A 25,253-nucleotide genomic window follows, 5' to 3' on the forward strand; every position below is an offset into this window, starting at 1 on the left:
AATCGCCTCGGCATGCCGGCCGCGGCGATCACCGACCACGGCAACATGCACGGGGCCTACGACTTCTACCGGCAGGCGACCGCCGCCGGCATCACGCCGGTCATCGGCATCGAGGCGTATGTGGCGCCCGAGTCGCGGCTGCACAAGGCCCGGGTGAAGTGGGGCCGGCCGGAGCAGAAGAGCGACGACATCTCCGGTAACGGCGCGATCACCCACAAGACGATGTGGGCCCGCGACGCGCAGGGGCTGAAAAACCTGTTCCGGCTCAGCTCGCGGGCGTCCATGGAGGGCCACTACGTCAAGTGGCCCCGGATGGACATGGACATCATCGCCGAGCACGCCGAGGGCATCATGGCGACGACGGGCTGCCCGTCCGGCGCGGTGCAGACCAGGTTGCGGCTGGGCCAGGACGACGAGGCATACAAGGTAGCGGCGCAGTATCAGGAGATCTTCGGCAAGGAGAACTACTTCCTGGAGATCATGGACCACGGCCTGTCGATCGAGAGCCGGGTCCGCTCCGGCCTGCTCGACATCAGCCGCAAGCTCGGCATCCCGCCGCTGGTCACCAACGACTCGCACTACACGCACGAGTCCCAGGCCGAGGCGCACGACGTGCTGCTCTGCGTGCAGACCGGCAGCAACATCGCCGACCCGAACAGGTTCCGCTTCGAGGGCGGCGGCTACTTCATCAAGTCCGCCGACCAGATGCGCGCGGTCGACTCGTCCGACGCCTGGCAGGAGGGCTGTCGCAACACCCTGCTGGTGGCGGAGAAGGTCGACACCGAGGGCATGTTCACCTTCCGGAACCTGATGCCCCGGTTCCCGGTGCCCGACGGCGAGACCGAGGAGTCCTGGTTCCGCAAGGAGGCGTTCGAGGGCCTCAAGCGCCGATTCCCGGACGGCATCCCGGAGAAGCACGTCGTGCAGGCCGAGTACGAGCTCGGCATCATCACCCAGATGGGCTTCCCGTCCTACTTCCTGGTGGTGGCCGACTTCATCCAGTGGTCCAAGCGGAACGGCATCGCGGTGGGACCGGGCCGTGGCTCGGCCGCCGGCTCGCTGATCGCGTACGCGATGGGCATCACCGACCTGGACCCGCTGCCGCACGGCCTGATCTTCGAGCGGTTCCTCAACCCCGAGCGCGTGTCCATGCCCGACGTCGACATCGACTTCGACGAGCGCCGGCGCGGCGAGGTCATCCGGTATGTGACCGACCGCTGGGGCGAGGACAAGGTCGCCCAGATCGCCACCTTCGGCACGATCAAGGCGAAGGCCGCGATCAAGGACTCGGCCCGGGTGCTGGGCTTCCCGTACGCGGTCGGGGACCAGATCACCAAGGCCATGCCGCCGGACGTGATGGGCAAGGGCATGACGCTCTCCGGCATCTTCAACAAGGACGACAAGCGATACGGCGAGGCCGGCGAGGTCCGGTCCCTGTACGAGCAGAACCCCGACGTCAAGAAGGTCATCGACACCGCCCGCGGTATCGAGGGCCTGATCCGGCAGACCGGCGTCCACGCGGCCGGCGTGATCATGAGCGCCGAGCCGATCATCGACCACATCCCGCTGATGCGCCGGGCCGCCGACGGCGTGATCATCACGCAGTTCGACTATCCGACCTGCGAGACGCTCGGCCTGCTCAAGATGGACTTCCTGGGCCTGCGCAACCTGACGATCATCGATGACGCGGTCAAGAACATCGAGCTCAACCACGGGCTGAAGCTCGACCTGCTGGCCCTGCCGCTGGACGACCAGAAGTCCTACGATCTGCTGGCCCGCGGCGACACGCTGGGCGTCTTCCAGCTCGACGGCGGGCCGATGCGCTCGCTGCTGCGCCTGATGAAGCCGGACAACTTCGAGGACATCTCCGCGGTCCTGGCGCTCTACCGGCCCGGCCCGATGGGCGTCGAGTCGCACACCAACTACGCGCTGCGCAAGAACAAGCTGCAGGAGATCACCCCGATCCACCCGCAGCTGGAGGAGCCGCTGCGGGAGATCCTGGAGCCGACCCACGGCTTGATCGTCTATCAGGAGCAGGTGCAGCGCGCCGCGCAGATCCTCGCCGGTTACACGCTCGGCCAAGCGGACCTGCTGCGCCGGGCCATGGGCAAGAAGAAGAAGGAGATCCTGGACAAGGAGTTCATCCCGTTCCGGGACGGCTGCCGCAAGAACGGCTACGTCGACGAGGCCATCCAGGCGGTGTGGGACGTCCTGGTGCCCTTCGCCGGGTATGCGTTCAACAAGGCGCACTCGGCGGCGTACGGGCTGGTCTCCTACTGGACGGCATACCTCAAGGCGCACTATCCGGCCGAGTACATGGCCGGGCTGCTGACCAGTGTCGGCGACGACAAGGACAAGATGGCGATGTATCTGGCCGAGTGCCGGCGGATGGGCATCCAGGTGCTGCCGCCGGACGTGAACGAGTCGGCCGGCCCGTTCACCCCGGTCGGCAAGGACATCCGCTTCGGCCTGGCCGCCGTCCGCAACGTCGGCGTCAACGTGGTCGAGGCGGTCGTCCGGTGCCGCAAGGAGAAGGGCCAGTACGGCGACTTCTACGAGTTCCTGTCCAAGGTGGACGCCGTCGCCTGCAACAAGAAGACCGTGGAATCGCTGATCAAGGCCGGCGCCTTCGACTCGATGGGGCACGCCCGCAAGGGCCTGCTCGCCGTGCACGCCGAGGCGATCGACGCGTACGCGGACGTCAAGAAGAACGAGGCGGCCGGCCAGTTCGACCTGTTCGCCTCGTTCGGCGCGGACTCGGGCGCGGGCAGCGCGGCGACCGTCGCCATGCCCACGATCGGCGACAGCGAGTGGGACAAGCGCGACAAGCTGGCCTTCGAGCGCGAGATGCTCGGCCTCTACGTCTCCGACCACCCGCTCGCGGGCCTCGAAGCGCTGCTGCACAATTCGGCCGACACCACCATCGCCGCGCTGAACGAGGACGGTTCGGTGCCGGACGGGCAGGTCGTCACGCTTGCCGGCATCCTCACCGGCGTGCAGCGGCGGATCACCAAGCAGGGCCGGGCCTGGGCGTCGGCCACGCTGGAAGACCTGGCCGGCGGGGTCGAGGCGCTGTTCTTCCCGAACACCTACGAGGTGATCGGCCAGTACATCGCCGAGGACGCCATCGTCATCGTCAAGGGCCGGGTGGACCGCCGCGACGACACCCCGCGGATCATGGCGATGGACATGTCGATGCCGGACGTGACCCACAACCCGGACACCAAGCCGATCACCCTGACCATGCCGATCACCCGGTGCACGCCGCCGCTGGTCGACGAGCTCAAGGAGATCCTGGTCAGCCACCCGGGCGACGCCGAGGTGCACGTGCACTTGCAGAACGGCAGCCGCACCACGATCTTCCGCCTGGGCGCGGTGCGGGTGGCGCCGACGCCGGCGCTGCGCGCCGACCTGAAGATGATCCTCGGCCCGTCGGCGGTGCTCTGATGCCTGCTGCTCCGGTGCGGGGAGCCGGTGTCACAGGCGGACCTGGCAGGATCGGGGAGTGAACCCCAGCCAGGAGCCGGCCCAGTCGTACGACCAGGCTCAGCCGTACGATCCGCCGCCGGCCTACCCGTACGGTGCGCCCGTCGACGCGCTGGACTGGGCGCCGCCGCGACCTGAGCGGCGGTCGTTACGCCGTACCGTGCTCGTCGCGGTGTCGGTCACGGCCGCGATGGCCGTCGCCGGCGCCCCGCTCGGCCTGCTCTGGTCCTGGCTCGCGCCCACGGTCCCGGTGATCAACGCCGGGCAGAACGGCATCGTGGTCAACGACCCGTCGCCGGAGGAGTACATCGCGGCCGACGGCTGGTTCACGATGATCGGCTTCGTCTTCGGCCTGCTCGCCGCCGTGCTGCTCTGGCTGGTGCTGCGCCGCGACCGGGGCCCCGGCCTGCTGCTCGGGGCGACCCTCGGCGGCCTGGCCGCCGCGCTGGTCATGTGGGAGGTCGGCCGGCTGGTCGGGCTCAGCGCCTGGAACGACTGGCAGCAAAGCTCCACCGCCGGGCAGACCTACGACCGGCCGCCGGATCTGCACGCGCACGGCGCGCTGCTGGTGGCCGGCTTCGCCGCGGTGATCGTGACCACGCTGCTGGCCGGCTGGTCCAACGACCCGGATCTGGACCGCCCCGGCGCCAAACCGGGTTACGGCCACGACCTGCCGGGCGGCCAGTCGGGTTACGGCCACGACCTACCGGGCGGCCAGCCGGGTTACGGCCAAGACCTGGCCGATGGGGTCAGTTCGGGCTCACCGGCCGGGCCAGATCCGACAGCGGCACCGGCACCGCCCGCACCTTGGCCAGCAGACCCGCCTCGCGGTTGAGCAGCCGCAGCTCGGTGCGCAGCCGGGTGGCGGTGTCGGGCGCGGCCAGCAGCTCCTGCCGCTCCTCGGTGGTGAGCTGGGCGGTCGCCGCGACCAGGTGGGACAGCACGGTGGGGTCGTCGGGGACCTGGTCGAGCACCTCGGAATCGGGCCGCAGCAGGTCCAGATAGGTGCGGAAGGCGGTCAGCACCCGCGGGGCGAGCAGCGTGGAGACCGGGTCGCCGCTCTCCTCGTCGGGCAGCCACTCCACCTCGGCGGTCACGTACGGCTGGGTGTCCGCGGCGATCGCCACCACCCGGAAGCGCCGCCGGCCGACCGTGACGATGTCGAAGCGCCCGTCGGGCAGCTCGGTGACCTGGCGCAGCTCGGCCGTGCAGCCGACGCCGTAGAGCTGCTCGGTGGTGATCGGCTCCTCGTCGGCCGGCCGCTCGGCGTCGCCGTTCGGGGTGGCGACCTCCCAGCCGTACCGCAGGGTCACGACGCCGAACTCGTGCGGTTCGTCGTCCGTCGTGGCGACCAGGTCGCGCACGAGCGTGCGATATCGCTCCTCGAAGATGTGCAAGGGCAGGACCAGGCCGGGAAAGAGCACCGTGCCCAGCGGGAAGACCGGGATAATCGCGCCCACGGTGCGAGCGTATCGGCCCGGTCGCTGTCCGCGCGCGCCCCGTACCGGTGATCTTCGATTCTCCCCGAACAAAAGCGGTGAAAGCCGCCTTCCCACAGCCTGGAATGGCGCCCGGAGACTGTCGGACCAGGCGCCTAGACTTGGCCCGTGCTGAATCGGATCGACCTGCGCGGCTCCCGTCGGGACCCCCGCGGCCTGCTGCCCCGTGCCCAGCTCGACGTCTCCGTGGCCGTCGAGCAGATTCGTCCCGTCGTGGCGGCGGTCCGGGAGCATGGGTTCTCGGCGATCCGCGAGGCGACGGAGAGATTCGACGGCGTGGTGCTCGAGCGCCTGCGGGTGCCGGCGGCCGCGATCACCGCCGCCGCCGGGCAGCTCGACCCCGACGTGCGGGCCGCCCTGCTGGTGGCCATCGAGCGCGCCCGCAAGGTGCACGGCGACCAGCGCCGCACCGACGTCACCACCCAGGTGGTGCCCGGCGGCAGCGTCACCGAGCGGCACGTCCCGGTCTCGCGCGTCGGCCTCTATGTCCCCGGCGGCCTGGCCGTCTATCCCTCCACCGTGGTGATGAACGTGGTGCCCGCCCAGGTCGCCGGCGTCGAGTCGCTGGTGGTGGCCAGCCCGCCGCAGCCGGAAAACGGCGGCCTGCCCGACGCCCGGGTGCTCGCCGCCTGCGCGCTGCTCGGCGTCGAGGAGGTCTACGCCGTCGGCGGCGCCCAGGCCATCGCGATGCTCGGCTACGGCAGCGACGGGGCGGACGAGTCCGACCGCTGCGAGCCCGTCGACGTGATCACCGGGCCGGGCAACATCTGGGTCACCGCCGCCAAGCGCCTGCTGCAGGGCACGGTCGGCATCGACGCCGAGGCCGGCCCGACCGAGATCGCCATCCTGGCCGACGCGACGGCGTCGCCCGGGCACGTCGCGGCCGACCTGATCAGCCAGGCCGAGCACGACCCGCTCGCCGCCAGCGTGCTGGTCACCGACTCCCCGGAGCTGGCCGAGGCGGTCGAGGCGCAGCTGGCCGTCCAGGTGACGGCCACCAAGCACGAGGCCCGGGTGCGCGAGGCGCTCGGCGGCCGCCAGTCCGGCATCGTGCTCGTCGACGACCTTGAGCAGGGCCTGCGCGTCGTGGACGCCTATGCGGCCGAGCACCTCGAGATCCAGACCCGGGACGCCCGCGCGTGGGCGATGCGGGTGCGCAACGCCGGCGCCATCTTCGTCGGCGCCTACTCGCCGGTCTCGCTCGGCGACTACGCGGCCGGCTCCAACCACGTGCTGCCGACCGCCGGCTGCGCCCGGCACTCCTCCGGCCTGTCCGTGCAGTCGTTCCTGCGCGGCATCCACGTGATCGAATACGACGAGGCGGCGCTGCGCGACGTCGCGCCGCACGTCGTCGCGCTGGCCAACGCCGAGGACCTGCCCGCGCACGGGCAGGCCGTGACGGCGAGGTTCCCGGCATGATCACGATCGCCGCCCTGCCCGCGTCCGGGCAGGCCGTGACTGCGAGGTTCTCGGCATGACCACGATCGACGACCTGCCGATCCGCGACGACCTGCGCGGAAAATCGCCCTACGGGGCGCCGCAGCTCGATGTCGCCGTGCGGCTCAACACCAATGAGAATTCCTACCCGGTGCCCGACGCCGTGGTCGAGGCGATCGGCAAGGCCGTGCAGGCCGAGCTGCGCGACCTCAACCGCTACCCGGACCGGGACGCGGTCGCCCTGCGCGCCGACCTCGCCGGCTACCTCGGCCACGGCCTGGCCGCGGCGAACGTGTGGGCGGCCAACGGCTCCAACGAGGTCCAGCAGCAGCTGTTGCAGGCGTTCGCCGGCCCGGGCCGCACCGCGCTGGGCTTCGGCCCGTCGTATTCGATGCACCCGCTGCTCGCCGCCGGCACCGGCACCCGCTGGATCGGCGCGCTGCGCGACCCGGACTTCGGCCTGACCCCCGCCTCGGCGGTGGAGCAGATCACCCGGCACGCGCCCGACCTGGTGTTCCTCTGCTCACCCAACAATCCGACCGGCACGGCCCTCGACCCGTCGGTGGTCGAGGCGGTGCTGGCGTCGGCGCCGGGAATGGTCATCGTCGACGAGGCGTACGCCGAGTTCGCCCGCCCGGGCACGCCCAGCGCGCTGGCCTCGCTGCCGCGGCACCCCCGGCTCGTGGTCACCCGCACGATGAGCAAGGCGTTCGGCTTCGCCGGCGGCCGGCTCGGCTATCTCGCCGCCGACCCGGCCGTGGTCGACGCCGTCCAGCTCGTCCGCCTGCCATACCACCTGTCGACGCTGACCCAGGCCGCCGCGCGGGCCGCCCTCGCGCACCGCGCGGCCCTGCTGGTCACCGTCGACGCGATCAAGGAACAGCGCGACCGGATCGTCGCCACGCTGCGCTCCCGGGGCATCCGGGTCGCCGACAGCGACGCCAACTTCGTGCTGTTCGAGGTCGGCGGCGACCAGCACGCGGCCTGGCAGCGCCTGCTCGACCGCGGCGTGCTGGTCCGCGACGTGGGCCTGGCCGGCTGGCTGCGGGTCACCGCCGGCACCGAAGCCGAAACCGACGCCTTCCTGGGGGCGCTGCAGTGACCGGGCGTCTCGACCCCGGCGTCGACGAACGAAGTGAGGAAGGGCTGTGACCCGAACCGCGCGCATCGAGCGCGTCACCAACGAGACCAAGGTGCTCGTCGAGATCGACCTCGACGGCACCGGCAAGGGCGACCTGGCGACCGGCGTGGGGTTCTACGACCACATGCTCAACCAGCTCGCCAAGCACGGCGGCTTCGACCTGACCGTGCGCACCGAGGGCGACCTCGAGATCGACGCGCACCACACCATGGAGGACACGGCGATCGCGCTGGGCGAGGCCTTCGCCCGGGCGCTCGGCGACAAGGCCGGCATCCGGCGGTACGGTTCCGCGACCATCCCGATGGACGAGGTGCTGGTCCGCGCCGCCGTCGACCTGTCCGGCCGGCCGTACGTGGTGCACGACGAGCCCGACCTCGCGCCGTACATCGGGCCGGTCTACCCGACCAGCATGACCCGGCACATCTTCGAGTCGTTCGGCCACACCGCCAAGGTGACCCTGCACGTCAGCGTGCTGCGCGCGGCTCGCGACGGCGGCCGCCCGGACGCGCACCACGTGGTCGAGGCGCAGTTCAAGGCGTTCTCGCGGGCGCTGCGCCAGGCCGTCGAGATCGACCCCCGCAACGCCGGCGCGCTGCCGTCGACGAAGGGCGTGCTGTGAGCCTCGTCCCGATCCTGCTGCTCGGGCTGGGCGGCATGCTGGTCGGCGGGGTGATCTCGCTCGTCAGGCAGGGCGCCACCAAGTTCAGCATCGGCCTGGTGGCCGCGCTCGCCCTGCTCTCGCTCGCCGCCGGGGTGGCCTGGCTGATCCCGGGGGACAGCTGATGAGCACGGTGGTGATCCTGGACTACGGCTCCGGCAACCTGCGCTCCGCCGAGCGCGCGGTCGCGCGCACCGGTGCCGACGTGACGGTTACCGACGACCTGGCCGCCGCGGCCGCCGCGGACGGCCTGGTCGTGCCCGGGGTCGGCGCCTACGCGGCCTGCATGGCCGGCATCGACAAGCTCGGCGCGGGCCCGGTCATCGCCGCGCGGGTGGCGGCGGGCAAGCCGGTGCTGGGCATCTGCGTCGGCATGCAGATCCTCTTCGACTCCGGCGTCGAGCACGGTGTCGAGACCCGGGGGCTGGGGCTGCTGCCGGGCGCGGTGACCCGGCTGACCGCCCGGCGGATCCCGCACATGGGCTGGAACACGGTGTCCGTGCCGGACGGCTCGGTGCTGCTCGACGGGCTGGCGCCGGAGACGCGGTTCTACTTCGTCCACTCGTACGCGGCCTCCGACCTGGGCGCCCTCGCCGCGGTCGGCGCGCGGGTCACCACGGCCGCGCACGACCAGCCGTTCGCCGCCGTGGTGGAGCACGGCCCGCTGTCCGCGGCCCAGTTCCACCCGGAGAAGTCCTCCGACGCCGGCTACGCCCTGCTCGGCAGCTGGGTGTCGGGCCTGCCCGGGTCCGCCGTACGGTGAGCAAGGAGCGCGCGAAACGGCGGGCCGAGCGGCTCGTCGTCCTGGAGAAGGAGAAGGCCGCCAGGGCCCGCCGGTCCGTCCGGCGGCAGCGCCGCCGCGCCCTGGTGAATTCGTTGAAGCCCAAGCGGGGGCCCAGTTCCGGCACGCTTTACCGGCGCAGCCGCGCGCAGCGGACCGGCATCGCGATCGTCCCGCTGGTCGCGGCGCTGGCGGTGTGGCTGCTCGTGCCCGACCTGGCCCTGCGCATCGTGCTGATCGCGATGATCGTGCTGGTGCTGCCGGCGTTGGTGGTCGTCGTCCTCGGCCGCCGCTTCTGATGTTCGTCCCCGTTGTCTCTGATCGGAGTTCGCTGTGACCCTCACCCTGCTGCCCGCCGTCGACGTCGCCGACGGCCAGGCGGTTCGCCTCGTCCAGGGCGCCGCGGGCTCGGAGACGAGCTACGGCGACCCGCTCGACGCGGCGCTCGCCTGGCAGAACGACGGTGCGGAGTGGGTGCACCTGGTCGACCTCGACGCCGCGTTCGGCCGCGGCTCGAACGCCGCGCAGCTCGCCGAGGTGGTCAGCCGGCTCGACGTGAAGGTCGAGCTCTCCGGTGGCATCCGCGACGACGCCTCGCTGCGGGCGGCCCTGGCCACCGGCGCGGCCCGGGTCAACATCGGCACGGCGGCGCTGGAGGACCCCGAGTGGTGCGACCGGATCTGCGGCGAGTACGGCGACCGGGTGGCGATCGGCCTCGACGTGCGCGGCCGCACGCTCGCGGCCCGTGGCTGGACCCGCGAGGGCGGCGACCTCTTCGAGATCCTGGAACGCCTCGACAAGGCGGGCGCCACCCGGTATGTGGTCACGGACATCACCAAGGACGGCACGATGCGCGGGCCGAACCTGGAGCTGCTGCGTGAGGTGTGCGCCCGCACCGACAAGCCGGTGATCGCCAGCGGCGGGGTGTCCACACTGGATGACCTGCGCGCCCTGACGGCCCTGGAGCCGGTCGGCGTCGAGGGCGTGATCGCGGGCAAGGCGCTCTACGCGGGCGCGTTCACGGTGGCCGAGGCGCTCGCGGCACTGGCCGAGGCATGAGCCAGCCGGCGTCCGCATCATCGACTCCGCGCCGGGCCGATGTCGTCACCGGAGCGCCGGCGGAGAATCCGGGCGACAAGTGGGACGCGGACCGTTTCGGGTCGGCCGGGAGTTGACGGCATGAGCGACCCGGCGGTGCGGCGGTTCGGTTCCGGCGGGCCGTGGGAGGCCGAATACGGCTACTCCCGCGTGGTGCGCGCCGGAAATCTGCTGCTCACCGCCGGTTGCACGGCCACTGTGGACGGTGTGGTGACGGGGATCGGTGATCCCCGCGCGCAGGCGCTGACGGCGTTCGGGATCGCGCTGGACGCCCTGGCGGGCGCGGGGGCGGCGATCGAGGACGTGATCCGCACCCGGATGTACGTGACGGATGCGGCGTACGCGGACGCGGTGGCGGGGGTGCACGGCTCGCTGTTCGCGGCGGTGCGCCCGGTGGCGACCCTGGTGGTGGTGGCCGGGCTGCTGGATCCGCAGCACCTGGTGGAGGTCGAGGTCGAGGCGTACGTCTGAGCCCACCGCGGTTCAGCATCGAGCCGGTTCGGCCATCTAGCCGGTTCAGCCCACCGAGCCGGTCCAGCATCGAGCCGGTCCAGCATCGAGCCGGTTCAGCATCGAGCCGGTTCGGCCCACCGAGCCGGTTCAGTCCATTCGGAAGACGGCGACCCGGTCCGCGACGGCCTCGAACTGGTCGGGGTCGGCCCGCTCGACCAGCCCGAGCCGCACGAAGAACGGCACCCCGTTCGGCACTTTCTCGGGGAACGCCCGCAGCACCGCGCGCCGCACCGCCGGGTCGCCGACCTCCGTCAGGGTCACCGCCGATCGGCGGCGTCCCCGGGCGAACTCGCCGCGGCCGGCCGCCCGGACGTTGCGGGCCCAGTCGCAGTGCGGCAGCGCGGCGACCACATAGCGGCGGCCGCCGAGCGTCAGGGGAGACACCGGCGTCGAGCGTGGCTCGCCGCTGCGCCGGCCGGGCACGGTGAGCACGTGGATCGTGCCCAGCGGCAGACCCAGCCAGGTGAGCGCCCGGACCACCCGGTTGGCGAACGGCAGCCACGACGGCAGGGTGGGCATCGGCTCGGTCATGAAAATCCCTTCGAGTGTCGAAGTAATGCGCCCTACGGTAAACTCCTTCGAGTGTCGAAGCAACTGCCCGCTGCCGCCCACGCCCCGGCGGATCTAGCCGCCACGGCCCGGGCCGCGGCGGATTTCGGGGCCGCCGCCGACCTCGTGGACGAGGCGGCGGCCGCCGCCCTCGGGGTAAACCGCACCGACCTGCGCATCCTCTGGCTGGTCAGCCAGTCCGGCCCGCTGTCGGCGGCGGCGCTGGCCGGCGCGGCCAAGCTCAGCCCGGCCGCGACCACCACGGCGATCCAGCGACTCGTCGCGGCGCGGCACCTGACCCGCACGGTGGATCAAGACGACCGGCGGCGGGCGGTGGTGGCGCTGACCCCGCACGCCGAGGCCCTGATCGACCGCGTCTACGCCCCGATCGAACGGGCCGGGCACCGGATCCTGGCGAGCTATTCGGCCGACGAGCTCGCGCTGATCGCCGGCTTCCTGCGCCGCGGCATAGACATGCAGGTCGCGGAGGCCGACCGCGTCCGCGCCCTGACCCGGAGCTAGGCCATGGGTCGATTTCCGGAGTCGTGTGCACGGATGCCCGTACTCGGCTGCACATGTGGCGGTTCAGCTCGGCGGCTGAGCGGCCGCATCCCGCTGGGCACGCTCGTGGCGACGGACCATCAGCGTCGTCTCCACCACGAAGGTGACAATCGTCAGCGCGGTGCCGACGACCAGAGCGAGCAGCCCGACCGCCACGATCAGCGTGCCGGGTCCACTGCCGAGGGCGCTGATCCGTCCCGAGAGGTCCGCCGGTTCGTCCTGCTGCGGCCCCGGCGACAGCATCTCGATCAGTCCGAGCAGGATGATGACGACGGCGCCGGGTGGGGTGAGCCCGGCGAACCACAGCCGCGCCCGGCGGCTTCCCCACCACAGGGCCGTCCAAGCCACGACGAGCAGCGCCGGGAGGGCCCAGCACTGCCACGGCAGGTCGAGGAAGAAATCCACGCCGGCACCCTACCCAGCCGAGAAGCCAGAAAGCAGCTGGTTCTGGTCGGCCTTCGGCGACCGCGAACGAACGTTCGCGAGACACTCTGACCGGCCCGGACACCGATCCGGATCATCGCAGGCCAGACGGCCGACCCCGACCAGCGGGATGCGTAGCTCGACCAGACGCTCGGCCGGATCCTCCATCACGCCTCACCGGTCCGGCGGCGCGGCAGGAGCTTGCCGGCGCCAGGCCTCCCGCAACGCCGCGATCGCCGCCGTCACCGCCGGACGGGCGGCCGACGCCTCCCGCCAGGCGAGCACCACCCGCCGGATCGGCACCGGCCGCACCGGCACCACGCGGACCCCCGCCGGCAGCGGCGGCCGGGCCAGCCGGGGGATCAGCGCGATGCCCAGCCCCGCCGCGACCAGGGTCAACTGCGTCTCGAACTCGCCCACGTGGAAATCCGGCCGGATCCCGGGCAACACCCGCAGCAGCCACTCATGACAGATGTCGCCGGACTTCACCGAGATCCATCGCTCGTCGCGCGCCTGCGCCAGCCGCACCTCGCGTCCCGCCGCGAACCGGTGGCCGCCCGGCACGATCAGGTCGGCCACGTCCCGGCCGATCTCCACGTGGGTGATCCCCGGCGGGTAGCGCAGCGCCACCTCCGGCCAGTCGTCCAGCACCGCGAGATCCACGTGCCCGCGCCGCAGCATCTCCAGCCCCTCGTGCGGGCTGACCTCCACCAGGCCCGTCGCCAGCTGGCGGGTGCTCGGTGGCCAGCCGGTGCAGCGCGTACGGCAGCAGCCGCCCGGCCACCCGTCGCGAAGGCCGCCACCGTCAGCCGCCCGATGACCGTGTCCCGGTGCGCCGCCAGGGCCGCCTCGGCCTCGTCGACGCTCGACAGCACCCGCTCGGCGTGGCCGGCGAGCACCCGGCCCGCCTCGGTCAGCCGCAGCCGGCGGCCGTCCTTCTCGATCAGGGTGGCGCTGGTCTCCCGTTCCAGCTTGGCGAGCTGTTGCGACACCGCCGACGGGGTGCAGTGCAGCGCCTCGGCGGCGGCCAGCACCGTTCCGTAGCTGGCCACGGCGTGTAGGGCGCGGAGCCGGCCCAGGTCAATCATGTAGTCACGCTACATCGTGGGTGTAGCACTATTCGCTGGTGCTTCACTGTCGGCGGCGGCCAGGCTGAGCGGATGAAACAGCGTGACATCGCGCTCGCCGTGGCCGTGGCCGCCGTGTGGGGCGTCAACTTCGTCGTGATCGACATCGGCCTCGACCACTTCCCGCCGCTGCTGTTCTCGGCGCTGCGGTTCGCGCTGGCCGCGTTCCCCGCGGTCCTGTTCGCCGGCCGGCCGCCCACCCGGTGGCGCTGGGTGATCGCGGTCGCCCTGGCCCTCGGGGTCGCGAAGTTCTCCCTGCTGTTCGCCGGGATGGCGGCCGGAATGCCGGCCGGGCTCAGCTCGCTGGTGCTGCAGAGCCAGGCGGTGTTCACCACGGCGTTCGCGGTGTTGCTGCTGCGCGAACGCCCCGGCCGGCGCCGGATCGCCGGGCTGGCGGTCGCGGCGCTCGGCATCGGCGTGGTCGCCGTGCGGCTCGGCGCCGACGGCCTGCCGGCCGGCGCGTTCGGGCTGGTCCTGGGCGCGGCAGTGGCCTGGGGCCTGTCCAACGTGGCCACCCGGCAGGCGGCGCCGACCGACACGCTGCGCTTCATGATCTGGGTCAGCGCGGTGGCGGCGGCGCCGCTGGCCGTACTCTCGCTGCTCATCGAGGGACCGGCCGCGGACCTGGCCGCGCTCCGCGCGATCGACGCCCCGGCGGTCGGCGCGCTGCTGTTCGTCGCCCTGATCTCGACGCTGGCCGGCTTCGGCGCGTGGGGCGCGCTGATCAGACGGTACGGCGCCTCGACCGTCGCCCCGTTCTCGATGCTGGTGCCGGTGTTCGGCATCGCGTCGGCGGCGCTGCTGCTGGGCGAGGAGGTGCACGCGACGGACGTGGCCGGGGGAGTGCTGGTGGTCGGCGGCGTGCTGGTCGGAGTGCTGCGCCCGGCCCGGCCTGTGGATACTCCCGCGCCGGCCGCCGGGCCGCTCGATAGGGTTGGGGCATGACGGTGGCGGTGCGGGTGATTCCCTGTCTCGACGTGGACGCGGGGCGGGTGGTCAAGGGGGTCAACTTCGTCGATCTGCGCGACGCGGGCGATCCGGTCGAGCTGGCCGCGGCATACGACGCCGCCGGGGCCGACGAGCTGACCTTCCTGGACGTGACCGCCTCCTCCGACGACCGCGGCACCATGCTCGACGTGGTCCGGCGCACCGCGGAGTCGGTCTTCATCCCGCTGACCGTCGGCGGCGGGGTCCGCTCGGTCGACAACGTCGACACCCTGCTGCGCGCGGGAGCGGACAAGGTCGGGGTCAACACCGCGGCGATCCATCGCCCGGCGCTGATCGCGGAGATCGCCGACCGCTTCGGCAACCAGGTGCTGGTGCTCTCCCTCGACGTGCGGAGGCTGCCGTCGGGCCCCAGCCCGGAGCACCCGAGCGGCTGGGAGGTCACCACCCACGGCGGCCGCAAGAGCGCCGGCCTCGACGCGGTCGAGTGGGCCCGCCGCGTGGCCGAGCTGGGTGCGGGCGAGATCCTGCTCAACTCGATGGATGCCGACGGCACCAAGGCGGGCTTCGACCTGGAGCTCATCGCCGCGGTCCGCGCGGTGGTCGACATCCCGGTGATCGCCAGCGGCGGCGCGGGCACGGTGGCGCACTTCCCGCCGGCGGTCGCCGCAGGCGCAGACGCGGTGCTGGCGGCCAGCGTGTTCCACTTCGGAGAGCTGACCATCGGCCAGGTGAAGGAGAGCCTCCGCGAGGCCGGCAACCCGGTCCGCTGAGCCCCGGCCCCGGCAGCCGACGCCGACCTCGGGCAGCCGCCGGCCTCGGGCAGTCGACGCGGTCCGGCAGCCGGCGCCGCTCCCGGTGCTGGCAACCCACCCGGGCCGGTCCGGGGTCGGGCGGTGCGCGGTGCCTGGTGCCGGGTCAGCGACCGTCGGCGAGGCGCAGGGAATATTCGCGGACGGCCGCGTTGTAGGTGCGCTCGTCGAGCTTCCAGTCGGACTCGCCCGGGGTGGCCGCGCGGTTCAGCTGGGTCTGCAGCGTCACCACCGCCGAGGACAGGCCGCTGAACGGCCTCGTGCGCCACAGCTGCTCACCGGCCGGCGCGACCTCGACCATGTCGTCGTCCACCGTGAGCAGGCCGGCCCCGGCCAGGCGGCGCACGGAATCTTCCAGCTCGGCGCGGCTGGGCACACTGTGGTGCAGGAAGTCGGCCGCCGCCAGCACGTCAGCCAGGCTCGCGCCGGTCACCGGGAGCGCCGCGTGCAGTGCCCGGTCACGCTCCAGGCGCTCGGCGATGACCGCGGACACGAAGATCCATGCGTCGTTCCAATGCCAGTCGCCAGCCCCCATGTCGCCATGATGCCGTGCGCCCGCCGAACCGGAAAGCAAATGTGTCGGGATGATCACCAAGCTGTGTCCGCTCGCCCGGACATTTCGCCCGCTTCGCCGAGCCCGGGGTGGGCAACGATTCTCCGGGGCCCGGCCGTCAGCTCGCGGCAACCGGTGCCAACCGCGGCGCGTCCGGCCGCCGTGCCGGCGTGGCCGCCCCGTCGGCCGAGTCGAACCCGTCGGCCGAGTCGAATCCGTCGGCCGGGGCGAATCCGTCGGCCGGGGCGAATCCGTCGGCCGGGGCGAGTCCGTCGGCCGGGGCGAGTCCGTCGGCCGGGGCGAGCCCGGCGGCCGGCTCGCTCTCGGGCACGGCGAAGACCGGCATGAAGAGCTGCACCAGCGGGCCGATGCCCAGCGCGTAGGCCACCGTCCCGACGCCGATCGTGCCTCCGAGCAGGAAGCCGATGCCCAGGACCAGCACCTCGATGCTGGTCCGGACCAGCCGGATCGACAGCCGCGGCCACCGGCGCGCGATCCCGGTCATCAGCCCGTCGCGGGGGCCCGGGCCGAAGCGGGCACCGAGGTACATCGCGGTCGCGACCCCGTTGAGCGCGATCCCCACCACCAGGAACGTGATCCGCATCGCCATCGATTCGCCCGGTGCGAGCAGGGCCAGCGTGCCGTCGGCGACGAAGCCGATCACCACCAGGTTGGCGATCGTGCCGAAGCCCGGGCGCTGGCGCAGCGGGATCCAGAGCAGCAGGACCGGAACGCCGGTGAGCAGCACCACCCAGCCGAAGCTGATCCCGGTGGCCTTCGACACACCCTGGTGGAAAACGTCCCACGGGTTCAGCCCGAGGCTGCTCTCCACCATGAAAGCCATGCTCACGCCGTACAGGACCAGGCCGGCGAAGAGCTGGGTGGCGCGGCGGGGGAGCCGGATGTCGGTGGGAACGAGGTTGCTCAGGCGACGCATAGGTGCCACTCTGAAGGCCAATTGGCTCGGCACAAAGAGCCAATTTCCGGGAGGTGGCTATGACGACGTCGGTTCGAGGGGGCCAATTGGCTCGCCTCCTGGGTCAGTGGCACTCGCTGCCCGGACGGCATCGCAGCCCGGACTACGCCGCGCTGGCCGGGGCGATCCGGGGGTTGCTCACCGACGGCCGGCTACCGCTGGGCGTGCGGTTGCCCGCCGAACGGGAGCTGGCCGAGGCGCTCGCCATCAGCCGGACCACCATCACCGCCGCGTACCGCTCGCTCCGCGAGACCGGCCACCTGACCAGCCGGCGCGGCGCCGGGAGCTGGACCACCCTGCCGAACGGTCACCGGGTCGCCTCCTCCGGGTTGTGGACCCCGGACGACGACATGGACATGATCGACCTCGGCGTGGCCGCGTCCGCCGCGCCCGTCGAGCTGGTGCCCGCGGCCCGCGCCGCCGCCGACGACCTGCCGCGCTTTCTGGGCAGCGCCGGCTATCACCCGACCGGCCTGATGGACCTGCGCGAGGTGGTCGCGGCCGGATACACCGCCCGTGGCGTGCCCACCAGCCCGGAGCAGATCCTCATCACCAGCGGCACGCAGCAGGCCCTCGACCTGGTGCTGCGCCTGTCCGTCCCGGCCGGCGCCGCGGTGCTGGTCGAGTCGCCGACCTATCCGAACGCCCTCGCCGCCCTCTCCGCGCGCCGGGCCCGGATCACCACCCACGGCCTGGACGCGGCCGCCGGCTGGGACGGCGAGATGCTGCTCGGCGCCCTGCGCCAGACCCGTCCCCGGCTGGCATACGTCATTCCGGAGTTCCAGAACCCGACCGGCCACCTGATGCCCGCCGAGCTCCGCGAACGCCTCGTCGCCGCCGCCCACGCCACCGGCACCGAACTGGTCGTCGACGAGTCCTTCGTGGACCTGCCGCTGGACGGCACGGCGATGCCGCCGCCGGTCGCCGTCTTCGACCGGCACTCCCGGGTCGTCTCGATCGGCGGCATGAGCAAGGCGTACTGGGGTGGCCTGCGGATCGGCTGGGTCCGCGCCTCCGCCCCGCTCGTGCAGCGGCTCGCGGCCCTGCGCGTCGGCGTCGACATGGCCAGCCCGGTGCTCGAACAGCTCGTCGCGTGCCACCTGCTGCGCGACGCCGAGACGATCGTCGCGGCCCGCCGCGCGCAGCTCTCGTTCCGCCGGGACGCGCTGGTCGCGGCGCTGGGCGAATATCTGCCGGAGTGGCGGTTCACCGTCCCGGCCGGCGGCGTGACGCTCTGGGCCGAGCTGGACGGGCCGATCTCCAGCGCCCTGTCCCGCGCGGCCGAGGACGTCGGCGTGCGGCTCGCCCCCGGCCCGCGGTTCGGCCTCGACGGCACCCTCGAACGTTTCATCCGGCTGCCGTTCACGCTGGCGGCCGACGATCTCACGGAAGCGATCCGCCGGATCGCGTCGGTCCGCCACGACCTGGACCGCGCCACCCGGCCGGCCTGGCGAACGCCCACCGTCATCGCCTGAGGCGCCCGGGCTCGAGCCCGCCGTCAGCCGCCGAGCAGGGTCACTTCCATAGCGCCCAGGTCGGCCGGGTCGGCGATCAGGTCGATGCCGGTGATCCGGCCGCCGGCGAGGGTGAAGGCGAACGCCACCCGCGGCGTGCCGCCGGGCGCCCAGACCAGGCCGGCCTCGCCGTCCAGCAACGCCACCTCGGCGTGCCTCGCCCGGCCCGAGAAGGTCTCGGCCGCCGCGTTCGCCCCGCGGACCAGCTCGTTCGCCCCGGTGCGGACCGCCGCGGCGTCCGCGCGGACCACGACCTCCGGGTCGAGCAGGGCGAGCAGCGCAGCGAAGTCACCGCCGCGGGCGGCGGCCAGAAAAGCCTCGACCACGGTACGGCTGCGAGCGCGATCCTCCTCCGCCTCGCGGCCCTGCACCTTGCGCCGGGCCCGGCTGGCCAGTTGCCGGGCCGCGGCCGGTGAGCACCCGGCGATCTCGGCGATCTGCGGGAACGGCACGGCGAACAGGTCATGCAGGACGAAGGCCAGCCGCTCCCCGGGCGCGAGAGTGTCCAGCACGAGCAGCAGCGCCGGGCCGATCGCGTCCGACAGCAGCGCCTCGTTCTCCGGTTGGGTTTCCGCGGCGGCCGGCGCCTCGGGCAGGTCCGCGATGTCCTCGCGGCGGGCGGCCCGGGAGCGCAGCATGTCGAGGCAGACCCGGGAGACCACGGTGGTGAGCCAGCCGGTCAGGTTGGTGACCGCCGAGGTGTCGCTGCGGCTCAGCCGCAACCAGGCCTCCTGCACCGCGTCGTCAGCCTCGGCGGCCGAACCGAGCATCCGCTGGGCGACGGCCCGCAGATGCGGCCGGTCGGCCTCGAAGCGCCGCGCCAACTGGTCCATCTCGCTCACCTGTCACACCTCCGCGTCGGCATCCGTCATCACCTTGACGGACCACGGCGGCCCGTTGTGACGCTCACGGAAGGAACCACACCATGACAACCTCCGGCATCGGCACCATCGTCATCCCGGTCAGCGACCTCACCGCGGCGAAGGCACTCTACGGCGCCCTGCTCGGCGTGGCACCGGACGTGGACCAGCCCTACTATGTCGGCTACACCGCCGGCGGCCAGCACGTCGGCCTGGACCCGCAGGGTCACGCGCGGGGCCTGACCGGCCCGGTGATGTACTGGCACGTGGCCGACATCAAAATGGCCCTGGACGAGCTGCTGGCGGCGGGGGCCGAGGAAGTGCAGGGGGTCAAGGACGTGGGCGACGGCAAACTGATCGCGACGGTACGCGACAGGGACGGCGCCACTCTGGGCCTCCTCCAGCCGGCATGACCCACCCCGGCCCCCGCCCGCCGGCGGACCGCAAAGCGGACGTCCTGGCCAAACTGACCGCCGCCGTCCCGGACGTGTGGGTGGCGACCGCGGCTGCGGACACCCCCTACCTGGTGCCGCTGACGATGGCCTGGCTGCGCGAACGGATCGTGCTGGCCACGGACGCCAAGTCGCGGACGGCCGCGAACCTGACGGCGACGGGCGTCGCGCGGATCGCGCTGGGCGCGACCCGGGACGTGGTGATGATCGACGCGGTGCTGGGGGAGACCTTCCCGGTGGCGCAAGCGCCGGCCTGGGTGGCGGAGGGCTACGCGAACGGCACCGACTGGGACCCACGGCAGGCCGGCGGCACGTACGTCTACCTGATCCTGCGCCCTGACCGCGTCCAGGCCTGGCGAGAAGTGAACGAGATCGCGGACCGAACCCTGATGCGAAACGGCACCTGGCTCCACTGATCAGAACCAGCCGCCGGGGTAAAGCGCGAGCGCCGCGATCGGAGATCGCGGCGCTCGTTCTGGTGAGCACGGACCTGGCAGGGTGAGGGCGGCCGTTCATGAGCCGCCAGGCGATTGGCTGCCCTCGCCCGGTCCCCGCGGGAGCGACGGTCTGCACCCCGCACGGACCGTGGCAAGGAAGCCCTTGACCTTGACGCCCTTGATCTTGATGCTGGCTACATCTGCACGAGGCTTCCCGCATACATCTTGTCGATCTGACCGGCGAAGTTGGTCTCCACGCTGCGCCGCTTGATCTTCATCGACGGCGTGATCTCGCCGTTCTCGATGCTCAGGTCGCGGGGCAGGATGGCGAACTTCTTGACCGTCTCCCAGCGGTTCAGCTTGCCGTTGAGTTCCTCGATGTAGTCAGTGATCAGCTTCTCGGTCTCCGGCGCCGCCAGGATCTCCTGGTAGGACTTGCCGGCCAGCGGGCCGCCCGCCGCCCAGGCCGTGATCGCGTCCTCGTCCAGCGAGATCAGCATCGTCACGAAGTTGCGGCCCTGGCCCACGACGACCGCCTGCGACGTGTACGGGCAGACGGCCTTGAACATGCCCTCGATCGCCGACGGGGCGATGTATTTGCCGCCGGAGGTCTTGACCAGGTCCTTCTTGCGGTCGGTGATTTTCAGGTAGCCGTCGCTGTCCAGCTCGCCGATGTCGCCGGTGCGGAAGAAGCCGTCCTCGGTGAACGACTCCTCCGTCTCCTTCGGCAGGTTGTGGTAGCCGCGCATGACCGGGGCGCCGCGCAGCAGGATCTCGCCGTCGGTGTCGATGCGGCATTCCAGGTCGCCCAGCGGCCGGCCGACCGAGCCGATCTTGAACCCGTCCAGCGTGTTGACGAAGTTGGCCGCGCTCGACTCGGTCAGGCCGTAGCCCTCGAAGATCGGCAGGTTCGCGGCGGCGAAGAACTCCGCGATGTCGCGGCTCAGCGGGGCCGCGCCGGAGACCAGCACCCGCAGCCGGCCGCCGAGGCGCTGCTGCAGCTTGCTGAAGACCAGCTTCTCGGCGACCGCGTACTTGGCCTTCAGCACCCCGCCGACCGGCTTGCCGGCCTGCTCGAGGGCGACCTTCTCCTTGCCGACGCCGACCGCCCAGCTGAAGATCTTGGCCTTCGCGCCGCCGGCGCTGAGCGCGGTGGTCACCGTCTTGTTGTAGACCTTCTCGAAGATGCGGGGCGCCGCGCACATCAGCGTCGGCTGCACCACCGCGAGCATCTCCACCAGCTTTTCGACCCGGCCGTCGACGTAGGTCGGCACGCCCACGTGCAGGATGCCGCAGAGCAGCGTCTTGCCGAACGAGTGTGACAGCGGCAGCCAGAGATATTGCAGGTCGGTCGACTCGAACAGGCCGAGGCCGGCCTGCGCCACGCCCTCCCAGGTCCAGCCGCGGTGCAGCAGCTGCACGCCCTTGGGCCGGCCGGTCGTGCCGGAGGTGTAGATCAGGGTCGCCACGTTGTCGGGGCCGATGCCCTCGACGATCTTGTCGACCAGGTCGGGCTGGGCGGCGAGCGCGGCGCGGCCCCGCTCCTCCAGATCGGCCAGGGTGAGCTGCGGCGGGGTGGCGTTCGCGTCGGCCAGGCCGTCGATCAGCACCACGTGGGTGACCGAGGTGTCCGCGCCGGCCAGCTTGAGTGCCTGTTTCGGGTCTTCCGCCACCAGCACCTTGGAACCTGAGTCGGCCACGATGAAGGCCGCGTCCTCGGGCTCGGTGGTCGGGTAGACCGTGGTTGTCGCCGCACCGGCGCAGTTGATGCCGAGGTCGACCAGCACCCACTCCAGGCGGGTGCCGGACAGGATCGAGACCCTGTCCTCGAGACCGACGCCGAGCCCGGCCAGGCCGGCGGCGATCGCAGTCGCGCGCTCGCCGACCTGGGACCAGGTCAGCCACGTGATCGCGGTGTCATCTGCGGTCGGTGTGGCGAACGCTCGACCATTCGGGGTGGCCCGCACACGCTGCAGGAACATGTCCGGGATTGACCGGTAGGGAACCTCGAGAGCCATCGGGCGCCGCCTCTTTGCGTCTATGGGGCTATGGGGGGAAATCGTGAGTGACAGTTGTGTTACCGCAGAGTATTGCCCCGAGGTCGCGAGGGCCAGAGTGCCTCGCGATGATCTTCTGCCATTCGCGGGTTGACCTGCACTCCGATCCTAACCGTCGAGCGGCGCCACCGGCAGTGCCACGGTCGGCGTGGCACTGCCCGCGCAGGTCAAGGTTCTGCACATTCGCTGATATGGCCCAATCGATATAGAGGACCTTTAATGCTTTGCCCCTAGCCTCAGCGCAACGGACCGGCGCGGGCCACGAGCCCGGGACCAGGGTCCGCAGGCGCGAGAGAGGAAGAGCATGGCGATTCGACGTCCCAGAAACGGCCGCTTCCTGGCCATGAGCGTGCTCGTCGTGGCGGCGACGACGGCCGCGACGGTGACCCCGGCGGCGGCTGCCCCGGCCACCGGCCAGATCCGGCTCGCCGGTACGGCCGACGCGGTGGCCGGCAGCTACATCGTGGTTCTCAAGGACAGTGCGCTCGGCACGAAGGCCGGCCGAGTCGCGGCCGTCGGCGACAAGTCGTCCAGTCTGGCCCGCGGCTACGGCGCGCAGGTGCGGCAGACGTTCGGCTCGGCGCTCAACGGCTTCGAGGCCGCCATGAACGAGACCGCGGCCAAGCGGCTCGCGGCCGACCCGAGCGTGGCCTACGTGGAGCAGAACCAGCGGGTCTCGTTGCTCGCCACCCAGTCCGGCGCCACCTGGGGCATCGACCGGATCGACCAGCGGAACCTCCCGCTGAGCACCACGTACACCTACAACACCACCGCGAGCGCCGTGACGGCGTACATCATCGACACCGGCATCAAGTACAGCCACAGCGACTTCGGCGGCCGGGCCACGTTCGGCTATGACGCCGTCGGCAGCGGCGGTGTGGACTGCAACGGCCACGGCACGCACGTCGCGGGCACGGTCGGCGGCACCGCGTACGGCGTCGCGAAGGCGGTCAAGCTCGTCGGCGTCCGGGTGCTCAACTGCGCCGGCAGCGGCACCAACGCGGGCGTCATCGCCGGCGTCAACTGGGTCACCCAGAACGCCAAGAAGCCGGCCGTGGCGAACATGAGCCTCGGCGGCGGCGTCAGCACCGCGCTCGACAACGCCGTCGCGAGCTCGATCACCTCGGGTGTCACCTACGCCCTGGCGGCCGGCAACTCGACCGCGAACGCCTGCAACTCCTCGCCGTCGCGGGTCGCCTCGGCCATCACGGTCGGCGCCACCACCAGCACCGACGCCAAGGCCTCGTACTCCAACTACGGCACCTGCCTGGACATCTTCGCGCCGGGCTCGTCCATCAAGTCGGACTGGTACTCCAGCGACACCGCCACCAACACGATCAGCGGCACGTCGATGGCGTCCCCGCACGTGGCGGGTGCCGCGGCCCTGGTGCTGGCGGCCAACCCGTCCTTCACCCCGGCCCAGGTGCGCGACAACCTGGTCAACAACTCCACCCCCAACAAGGTGACCAGCCCCGGCACCGGTTCGCCGAACCGGCTGCTCTACGTCGGCTCCTGATCCGGCCGAACGCGACGGAGCCCCGGACCGGTCGGTCCGGGGCTCCACGTTTCGCGGTACGGAGATCAGTCGTCCGACCCGTTGTCGTCGCTGTCGTCGTTGTCGTCGTGGTCGTCCGCGTCGTCGTCCCGATCGTCGGCCGTGTCACGCTCGCTCTGGTGCCCGAGCACCTCGCCCGACGCCCGGTCCACGTCCATGTCGTGCTCGACGTCGCCGACCTGCACCTCGACGTCCCAGACCGCGCGGCCGTGCTCGGTCTCCCGCTCGATGTCGGTCACCTGGCCGCCGCCGGCGGCCTTGATCGCGATCGCCTTCGCGGCGTCCAGGCTGATCGCGTCGGCCGAAGCGGCCGAGGACGGTGCCGACGAGGGAGCCGAAGGAGTGGACTCCGAGGCGGCGGGTGCGGGGGAGGCAGTGGTGTCGCTTCCCGCCGCCAGGGCCGTGCCGCCGATGGCGAGCGCGGCGACCGCGCCGGCGGTGATGGCGGAAGCGGTACGAAGCCTGATCATGAAAACCTCCGGTGTCTGCGGTACGGAACACCCACAGGTTCGCGCTCGGCGGGCTATGGCCGCGCTGTGTGATCGCTAAGACCGGGTTAAGGCGGCGGCCAGCTCCAGGCGCACCTCGGCACCGCCGCCCGGTGCCGCCCCGACGTGCAGCGCGCCGCCACCGGCCTCGGCCGCCCGCCGGGCGATGTCCAGCCCCAGCCCGGTGGAGCCGCTGCCCGAGGAGCCCCGGCGCGACGCCTCGGCCGGGAAGCCCGGGCCCGAGTCGGTGACCGTCAGCACCGCGCCGCCGCCCGGCCGCGCCGCGAGCGAGACGGCCAGGCCGGTGCCGTCCGGGGTGTGCGCGAAGACGTTGCCCAGCAGCGCGTCCAGCGCCGCCGCCAGGTCGTCGGCCGGCAGCGCCACGGGCAGGGGCGCCGACGGGAGCTCCCGGCGTACCTCCCGGTCGGTGTCCTCGGCCAGCACGGTCCAGAACGCCACCCGGGCCGCGACCACCGCCGTGGCGTCCGCGGCCGGCGCGCGGTCGCCGCCGCGCCGGCGGGCCTGCTGGATCACGGCCGTGACCGCGCGCTCGATGCTGTCCGCGGCGGCGGAGACCCGCGCCGCCTCGTCCTCGTCGCGCAGCGACTCCGCCTCCAGCCGCAGCGCCGTCAGCGGCGTGCGCAGCCGGTGCGACAGGTCCGCGACCTGCTCCCGTTCCTCGCGCAACAGGTCCTGGATGCGCCCGGCGAGATGGTTCAGCGCGGTGGCGACCTCGCGGACCTCGCGCGGGCCGCCCGGCCCGGCCCGGGCGGTCAGCTCGGCGCGGGCCAGCCGGTGCGAGACCGCGGACAGGTCGGCGATCGGCGCCACGATGGACCGGGCCAGCCGGTCCGCCACCACCAGCCCGAGCGCGACCAGGGCCAGCCCCAGCCCGGCGAGCACCAGCCAGGACCGGGCGACCCCGCTGGTCAGCCGGTCGGCGGGCACGACGGTACGCAGCACGTAGGTCTTGCCGCCGCTGAGCACCGGCACCACGATCTCCCGGCCGGCGTCGGTGTCCACGGTGAACGACCGGGCGGTCAGCTGCGCCAGCCGGACGGCCGGGGTGCGCTCGGCGGCCTGGCCCAGCACCGGCCCGTCCGGTGGGAACACGCTGACCGGCAGCGGCAGCCCCTCCACGGTCAGCGCGAGGGAAGCGGGGTCGCTGGTGCCGATCTGCGGCACGATCGCCTGCAGCACGTCGTCGGCCCGGCCGACCGCCCGGTCCTCGGTGACCTGGCGGATCAGCAGCGCGAGCGGCACCAGGAACGCGATCAGCACCAGGCAGGTGGTGGCCGCCACGAGCAGGATCAACCGGCGCCTCATGCCGG

The 25,253-nt window shown here is 72.3% G+C and carries 27 protein-coding genes and 1 pseudogene; 17 read left to right on the forward strand and 11 right to left on the reverse strand.

Going from position 1 to position 25,253, the window contains the following annotated elements:
• Together dnaE and DMB66_RS39700 are read left to right on the forward strand one after the other, a co-directional pair.
• Positions 1-3,447 (forward strand): DNA polymerase III subunit alpha (dnaE, locus tag DMB66_RS39695; protein WP_125809281.1); only part of this gene is annotated, 3,447 nt, incomplete at its 5' end.
• Between the two features lie 58 nt (positions 3,448-3,505).
• A complete protein-coding gene (locus DMB66_RS39700) occupies positions 3,506-4,321 on the forward strand; it encodes a DUF2567 domain-containing protein (protein WP_233625169.1) in 816 nt (271 codons plus the stop codon).
• Here DMB66_RS39700 and DMB66_RS39705 read toward each other — a convergent pair.
• A complete protein-coding gene (locus DMB66_RS39705; protein WP_125809282.1) occupies positions 4,236-4,946 on the reverse strand; it encodes an LON peptidase substrate-binding domain-containing protein in 711 nt (236 codons plus the stop codon). The two genes, DMB66_RS39700 and DMB66_RS39705, sit on opposite strands and share 86 nt — an antisense overlap.
• 147 nt (positions 4,947-5,093) lie before the next feature.
• On the opposite strand from DMB66_RS39705, the gene hisD reads away from it, so the two are divergent.
• The 8 genes from hisD (at position 5,094) to DMB66_RS39740 (ending at position 10,571) form a co-directional block, all read left to right on the forward strand.
• Positions 5,094-6,404, forward strand: a complete 1,311-nt coding sequence (gene hisD, locus DMB66_RS39710; protein ID WP_125809283.1) for a histidinol dehydrogenase — start codon at positions 5,094-5,096, stop codon at positions 6,402-6,404.
• A gap of 55 nt (positions 6,405-6,459) precedes the next feature.
• Positions 6,460-7,524 (forward strand): histidinol-phosphate transaminase, encoded by a 1,065-nt coding sequence (locus DMB66_RS39715; RefSeq protein ID WP_125809284.1) that lies wholly within the window; start codon positions 6,460-6,462, stop codon positions 7,522-7,524.
• Positions 7,525-7,570: 46 nt separating this feature from the next.
• Positions 7,571-8,182 (forward strand): imidazoleglycerol-phosphate dehydratase HisB, encoded by a 612-nt coding sequence (hisB, locus tag DMB66_RS39720; RefSeq protein WP_125809285.1) that lies wholly within the window; start codon positions 7,571-7,573, stop codon positions 8,180-8,182.
• Positions 8,179-8,346 carry a hypothetical protein gene (locus tag DMB66_RS61680; protein ID WP_158647525.1) on the forward strand — a complete coding sequence of 56 codons (168 nt, stop codon included), beginning with the start codon at positions 8,179-8,181 and terminating at the stop codon, positions 8,344-8,346. Before hisB ends, DMB66_RS61680 begins: the two co-directional genes overlap by 4 nt.
• Positions 8,346-8,984, forward strand: a complete 639-nt coding sequence (gene hisH / locus DMB66_RS39725) for an imidazole glycerol phosphate synthase subunit HisH (RefSeq protein WP_125809286.1) — start codon at positions 8,346-8,348, stop codon at positions 8,982-8,984. Before DMB66_RS61680 ends, hisH begins: the two co-directional genes overlap by 1 nt.
• A complete protein-coding gene (locus tag DMB66_RS39730) occupies positions 8,981-9,301 on the forward strand; it encodes a hypothetical protein (RefSeq protein ID WP_125809287.1) in 321 nt (106 codons plus the stop codon). Before hisH ends, DMB66_RS39730 begins: the two co-directional genes overlap by 4 nt.
• Before the next feature lie 34 nt (positions 9,302-9,335).
• Positions 9,336-10,061, forward strand: a complete 726-nt coding sequence (gene priA, locus DMB66_RS39735; protein WP_125809288.1) for a bifunctional 1-(5-phosphoribosyl)-5-((5-phosphoribosylamino)methylideneamino)imidazole-4-carboxamide isomerase/phosphoribosylanthranilate isomerase PriA — start codon at positions 9,336-9,338, stop codon at positions 10,059-10,061.
• 120 nt (positions 10,062-10,181) lie between these two features.
• Positions 10,182-10,571 carry a Rid family hydrolase gene (locus tag DMB66_RS39740; protein ID WP_125809289.1) on the forward strand — a complete coding sequence of 130 codons (390 nt, stop codon included), beginning with the start codon at positions 10,182-10,184 and terminating at the stop codon, positions 10,569-10,571.
• Positions 10,572-10,700: 129 nt separating this feature from the next.
• Here DMB66_RS39740 and DMB66_RS39745 read toward each other — a convergent pair whose 3' ends face one another.
• Positions 10,701-11,144, reverse strand: a complete 444-nt coding sequence (locus tag DMB66_RS39745; RefSeq protein ID WP_125809290.1) for a nitroreductase/quinone reductase family protein — start codon at positions 11,142-11,144, stop codon at positions 10,701-10,703.
• A gap of 51 nt (positions 11,145-11,195) precedes the next feature.
• Here DMB66_RS39745 and DMB66_RS39750 point away from each other — a divergent pair, with 51 nt between their 5' ends.
• Positions 11,196-11,684, forward strand: a complete 489-nt coding sequence (locus tag DMB66_RS39750) for a MarR family transcriptional regulator (RefSeq protein WP_158647526.1) — start codon at positions 11,196-11,198, stop codon at positions 11,682-11,684.
• A 63-nt stretch (positions 11,685-11,747) separates the two neighbouring features.
• On the opposite strand, the gene DMB66_RS39755 is transcribed toward DMB66_RS39750, so the two are convergent.
• The 3 genes from DMB66_RS39755 to DMB66_RS64445 form a co-directional block, all read right to left on the reverse strand.
• Positions 11,748-12,128, reverse strand: a complete 381-nt coding sequence (locus DMB66_RS39755; RefSeq protein ID WP_125809292.1) for a hypothetical protein — start codon at positions 12,126-12,128, stop codon at positions 11,748-11,750.
• Positions 12,129-12,320: 192 nt separating this feature from the next.
• The gene (locus DMB66_RS64440; protein WP_233625174.1) at positions 12,321-12,827 is read right to left on the reverse strand and encodes a LysR substrate-binding domain-containing protein; all 507 of its coding nucleotides are present in this window, start codon (positions 12,825-12,827) and stop codon (positions 12,321-12,323) included.
• Positions 12,713-13,234, reverse strand: coding sequence for a LysR family transcriptional regulator (locus DMB66_RS64445; RefSeq protein WP_233625170.1), 522 nt, complete (start codon positions 13,232-13,234; stop codon positions 12,713-12,715). Before DMB66_RS64445 ends, DMB66_RS64440 begins: the two co-directional genes overlap by 115 nt.
• A 72-nt stretch (positions 13,235-13,306) precedes the next feature.
• Between DMB66_RS64445 and DMB66_RS39765 the strand changes: the two genes are divergently transcribed.
• The gene (locus DMB66_RS39765; protein WP_125809293.1) at positions 13,307-14,218 is read left to right on the forward strand and encodes an EamA family transporter; all 912 of its coding nucleotides are present in this window, start codon (positions 13,307-13,309) and stop codon (positions 14,216-14,218) included.
• Positions 14,215-14,991 carry an imidazole glycerol phosphate synthase subunit HisF gene (gene hisF, locus DMB66_RS39770; protein ID WP_125809294.1) on the forward strand — a complete coding sequence of 259 codons (777 nt, stop codon included), beginning with the start codon at positions 14,215-14,217 and terminating at the stop codon, positions 14,989-14,991. Before DMB66_RS39765 ends, hisF begins: the two co-directional genes overlap by 4 nt.
• Positions 14,992-15,136: 145 nt before the next feature.
• Here hisF and DMB66_RS39775 read toward each other — a convergent pair whose 3' ends face one another.
• Together DMB66_RS39775 and DMB66_RS39780 are read right to left on the reverse strand one after the other, a co-directional pair.
• Positions 15,137-15,565 carry a hypothetical protein gene (locus DMB66_RS39775; protein ID WP_125809295.1) on the reverse strand — a complete coding sequence of 143 codons (429 nt, stop codon included), beginning with the start codon at positions 15,563-15,565 and terminating at the stop codon, positions 15,137-15,139.
• Positions 15,566-15,869: 304 nt separating this feature from the next.
• Positions 15,870-16,520: pseudogene (locus DMB66_RS39780) on the reverse strand (YitT family protein); the annotation flags it as partial.
• Positions 16,521-16,579: 59 nt separating this feature from the next.
• On the opposite strand from DMB66_RS39780, the gene DMB66_RS39785 reads away from it, so the two are divergent.
• Positions 16,580-18,034 (forward strand): PLP-dependent aminotransferase family protein, encoded by a 1,455-nt coding sequence (locus tag DMB66_RS39785; protein WP_125809296.1) that lies wholly within the window; start codon positions 16,580-16,582, stop codon positions 18,032-18,034.
• A 23-nt stretch (positions 18,035-18,057) separates the two neighbouring features.
• On the opposite strand, the gene DMB66_RS39790 is transcribed toward DMB66_RS39785, so the two are convergent.
• Entirely contained in the window at positions 18,058-18,915 is an 858-nt protein-coding gene (locus DMB66_RS39790) for a sigma-70 family RNA polymerase sigma factor (protein ID WP_125809297.1), read from the reverse strand.
• An 83-nt stretch (positions 18,916-18,998) separates the two neighbouring features.
• Here DMB66_RS39790 and DMB66_RS39795 point away from each other — a divergent pair, with 83 nt between their 5' ends.
• Positions 18,999-19,346 (forward strand): VOC family protein, encoded by a 348-nt coding sequence (locus tag DMB66_RS39795; protein ID WP_125809298.1) that lies wholly within the window; start codon positions 18,999-19,001, stop codon positions 19,344-19,346.
• Complete coding sequence (locus tag DMB66_RS39800; protein WP_125809299.1) at positions 19,343-19,801, forward strand: pyridoxamine 5'-phosphate oxidase family protein; 459 nt, start codon at positions 19,343-19,345, stop codon at positions 19,799-19,801. Before DMB66_RS39795 ends, DMB66_RS39800 begins: the two co-directional genes overlap by 4 nt.
• A 215-nt stretch (positions 19,802-20,016) precedes the next feature.
• On the opposite strand, the gene DMB66_RS39805 is transcribed toward DMB66_RS39800, so the two are convergent.
• Complete coding sequence (locus DMB66_RS39805; RefSeq protein ID WP_125809300.1) at positions 20,017-21,840, reverse strand: long-chain fatty acid--CoA ligase; 1,824 nt, start codon at positions 21,838-21,840, stop codon at positions 20,017-20,019.
• A gap of 343 nt (positions 21,841-22,183) precedes the next feature.
• Here DMB66_RS39805 and DMB66_RS39810 point away from each other — a divergent pair, with 343 nt between their 5' ends.
• A complete protein-coding gene (locus DMB66_RS39810) occupies positions 22,184-23,395 on the forward strand; it encodes a S8 family peptidase (protein WP_125809301.1) in 1,212 nt (403 codons plus the stop codon).
• A gap of 65 nt (positions 23,396-23,460) precedes the next feature.
• On the opposite strand, the gene DMB66_RS39815 is transcribed toward DMB66_RS39810, so the two are convergent.
• On the reverse strand, positions 23,461-23,904 hold the full coding sequence (locus DMB66_RS39815; RefSeq protein WP_125809302.1) for a PepSY domain-containing protein: 444 nt from the start codon (positions 23,902-23,904) through the stop codon (positions 23,461-23,463).
• Positions 23,905-23,979: 75 nt separating this feature from the next.
• Positions 23,980-25,248, reverse strand: a complete 1,269-nt coding sequence (locus DMB66_RS39820; protein ID WP_125809303.1) for a HAMP domain-containing sensor histidine kinase — start codon at positions 25,246-25,248, stop codon at positions 23,980-23,982.
• Positions 25,249-25,253: the final 5 nt, after the last annotated feature.

The organism is Actinoplanes sp. ATCC 53533 (genome assembly GCF_003947245.1).

Excerpts from the sequence above, each read along its gene's own strand:
- hisF (WP_125809294.1), top strand. The coding sequence starts at position 14,215 with ATGACGGTGGCGGTGCGGGTGATTCCCTGTCTCGACGTGGACGCGGGG.
- DMB66_RS39795 (WP_125809298.1), top strand. The coding sequence starts at position 18,999 with ATGACAACCTCCGGCATCGGCACCATCGTCATCCCGGTCAGCGACCTC.
- DMB66_RS39820 (WP_125809303.1), bottom strand. The coding sequence starts at position 25,248 with ATGAGGCGCCGGTTGATCCTGCTCGTGGCGGCCACCACCTGCCTGGTG.
- DMB66_RS39805 (WP_125809300.1), bottom strand. The coding sequence starts at position 21,840 with ATGGCTCTCGAGGTTCCCTACCGGTCAATCCCGGACATGTTCCTGCAG.
- DMB66_RS64440 (WP_233625174.1), bottom strand. The coding sequence starts at position 12,827 with ATGCTGCGGCGCGGGCACGTGGATCTCGCGGTGCTGGACGACTGGCCG.
- DMB66_RS39810 (WP_125809301.1), top strand. The coding sequence starts at position 22,184 with ATGGCGATTCGACGTCCCAGAAACGGCCGCTTCCTGGCCATGAGCGTG.
- DMB66_RS39815 (WP_125809302.1), bottom strand. The coding sequence starts at position 23,904 with ATGATCAGGCTTCGTACCGCTTCCGCCATCACCGCCGGCGCGGTCGCC.
- DMB66_RS39765 (WP_125809293.1), top strand. The coding sequence starts at position 13,307 with ATGAAACAGCGTGACATCGCGCTCGCCGTGGCCGTGGCCGCCGTGTGG.
- DMB66_RS39740 (WP_125809289.1), top strand. The coding sequence starts at position 10,182 with ATGAGCGACCCGGCGGTGCGGCGGTTCGGTTCCGGCGGGCCGTGGGAG.
- DMB66_RS39785 (WP_125809296.1), top strand. The coding sequence starts at position 16,580 with ATGACGACGTCGGTTCGAGGGGGCCAATTGGCTCGCCTCCTGGGTCAG.
- DMB66_RS39800 (WP_125809299.1), top strand. The coding sequence starts at position 19,343 with ATGACCCACCCCGGCCCCCGCCCGCCGGCGGACCGCAAAGCGGACGTC.
- hisH (WP_125809286.1), top strand. The coding sequence starts at position 8,346 with ATGAGCACGGTGGTGATCCTGGACTACGGCTCCGGCAACCTGCGCTCC.
- DMB66_RS64445 (WP_233625170.1), bottom strand. The coding sequence starts at position 13,234 with ATGATTGACCTGGGCCGGCTCCGCGCCCTACACGCCGTGGCCAGCTAC.
- DMB66_RS39715 (WP_125809284.1), top strand. The coding sequence starts at position 6,460 with ATGACCACGATCGACGACCTGCCGATCCGCGACGACCTGCGCGGAAAA.
- DMB66_RS39775 (WP_125809295.1), bottom strand. The coding sequence starts at position 15,565 with ATGGGGGCTGGCGACTGGCATTGGAACGACGCATGGATCTTCGTGTCC.
- DMB66_RS39745 (WP_125809290.1), bottom strand. The coding sequence starts at position 11,144 with ATGACCGAGCCGATGCCCACCCTGCCGTCGTGGCTGCCGTTCGCCAAC.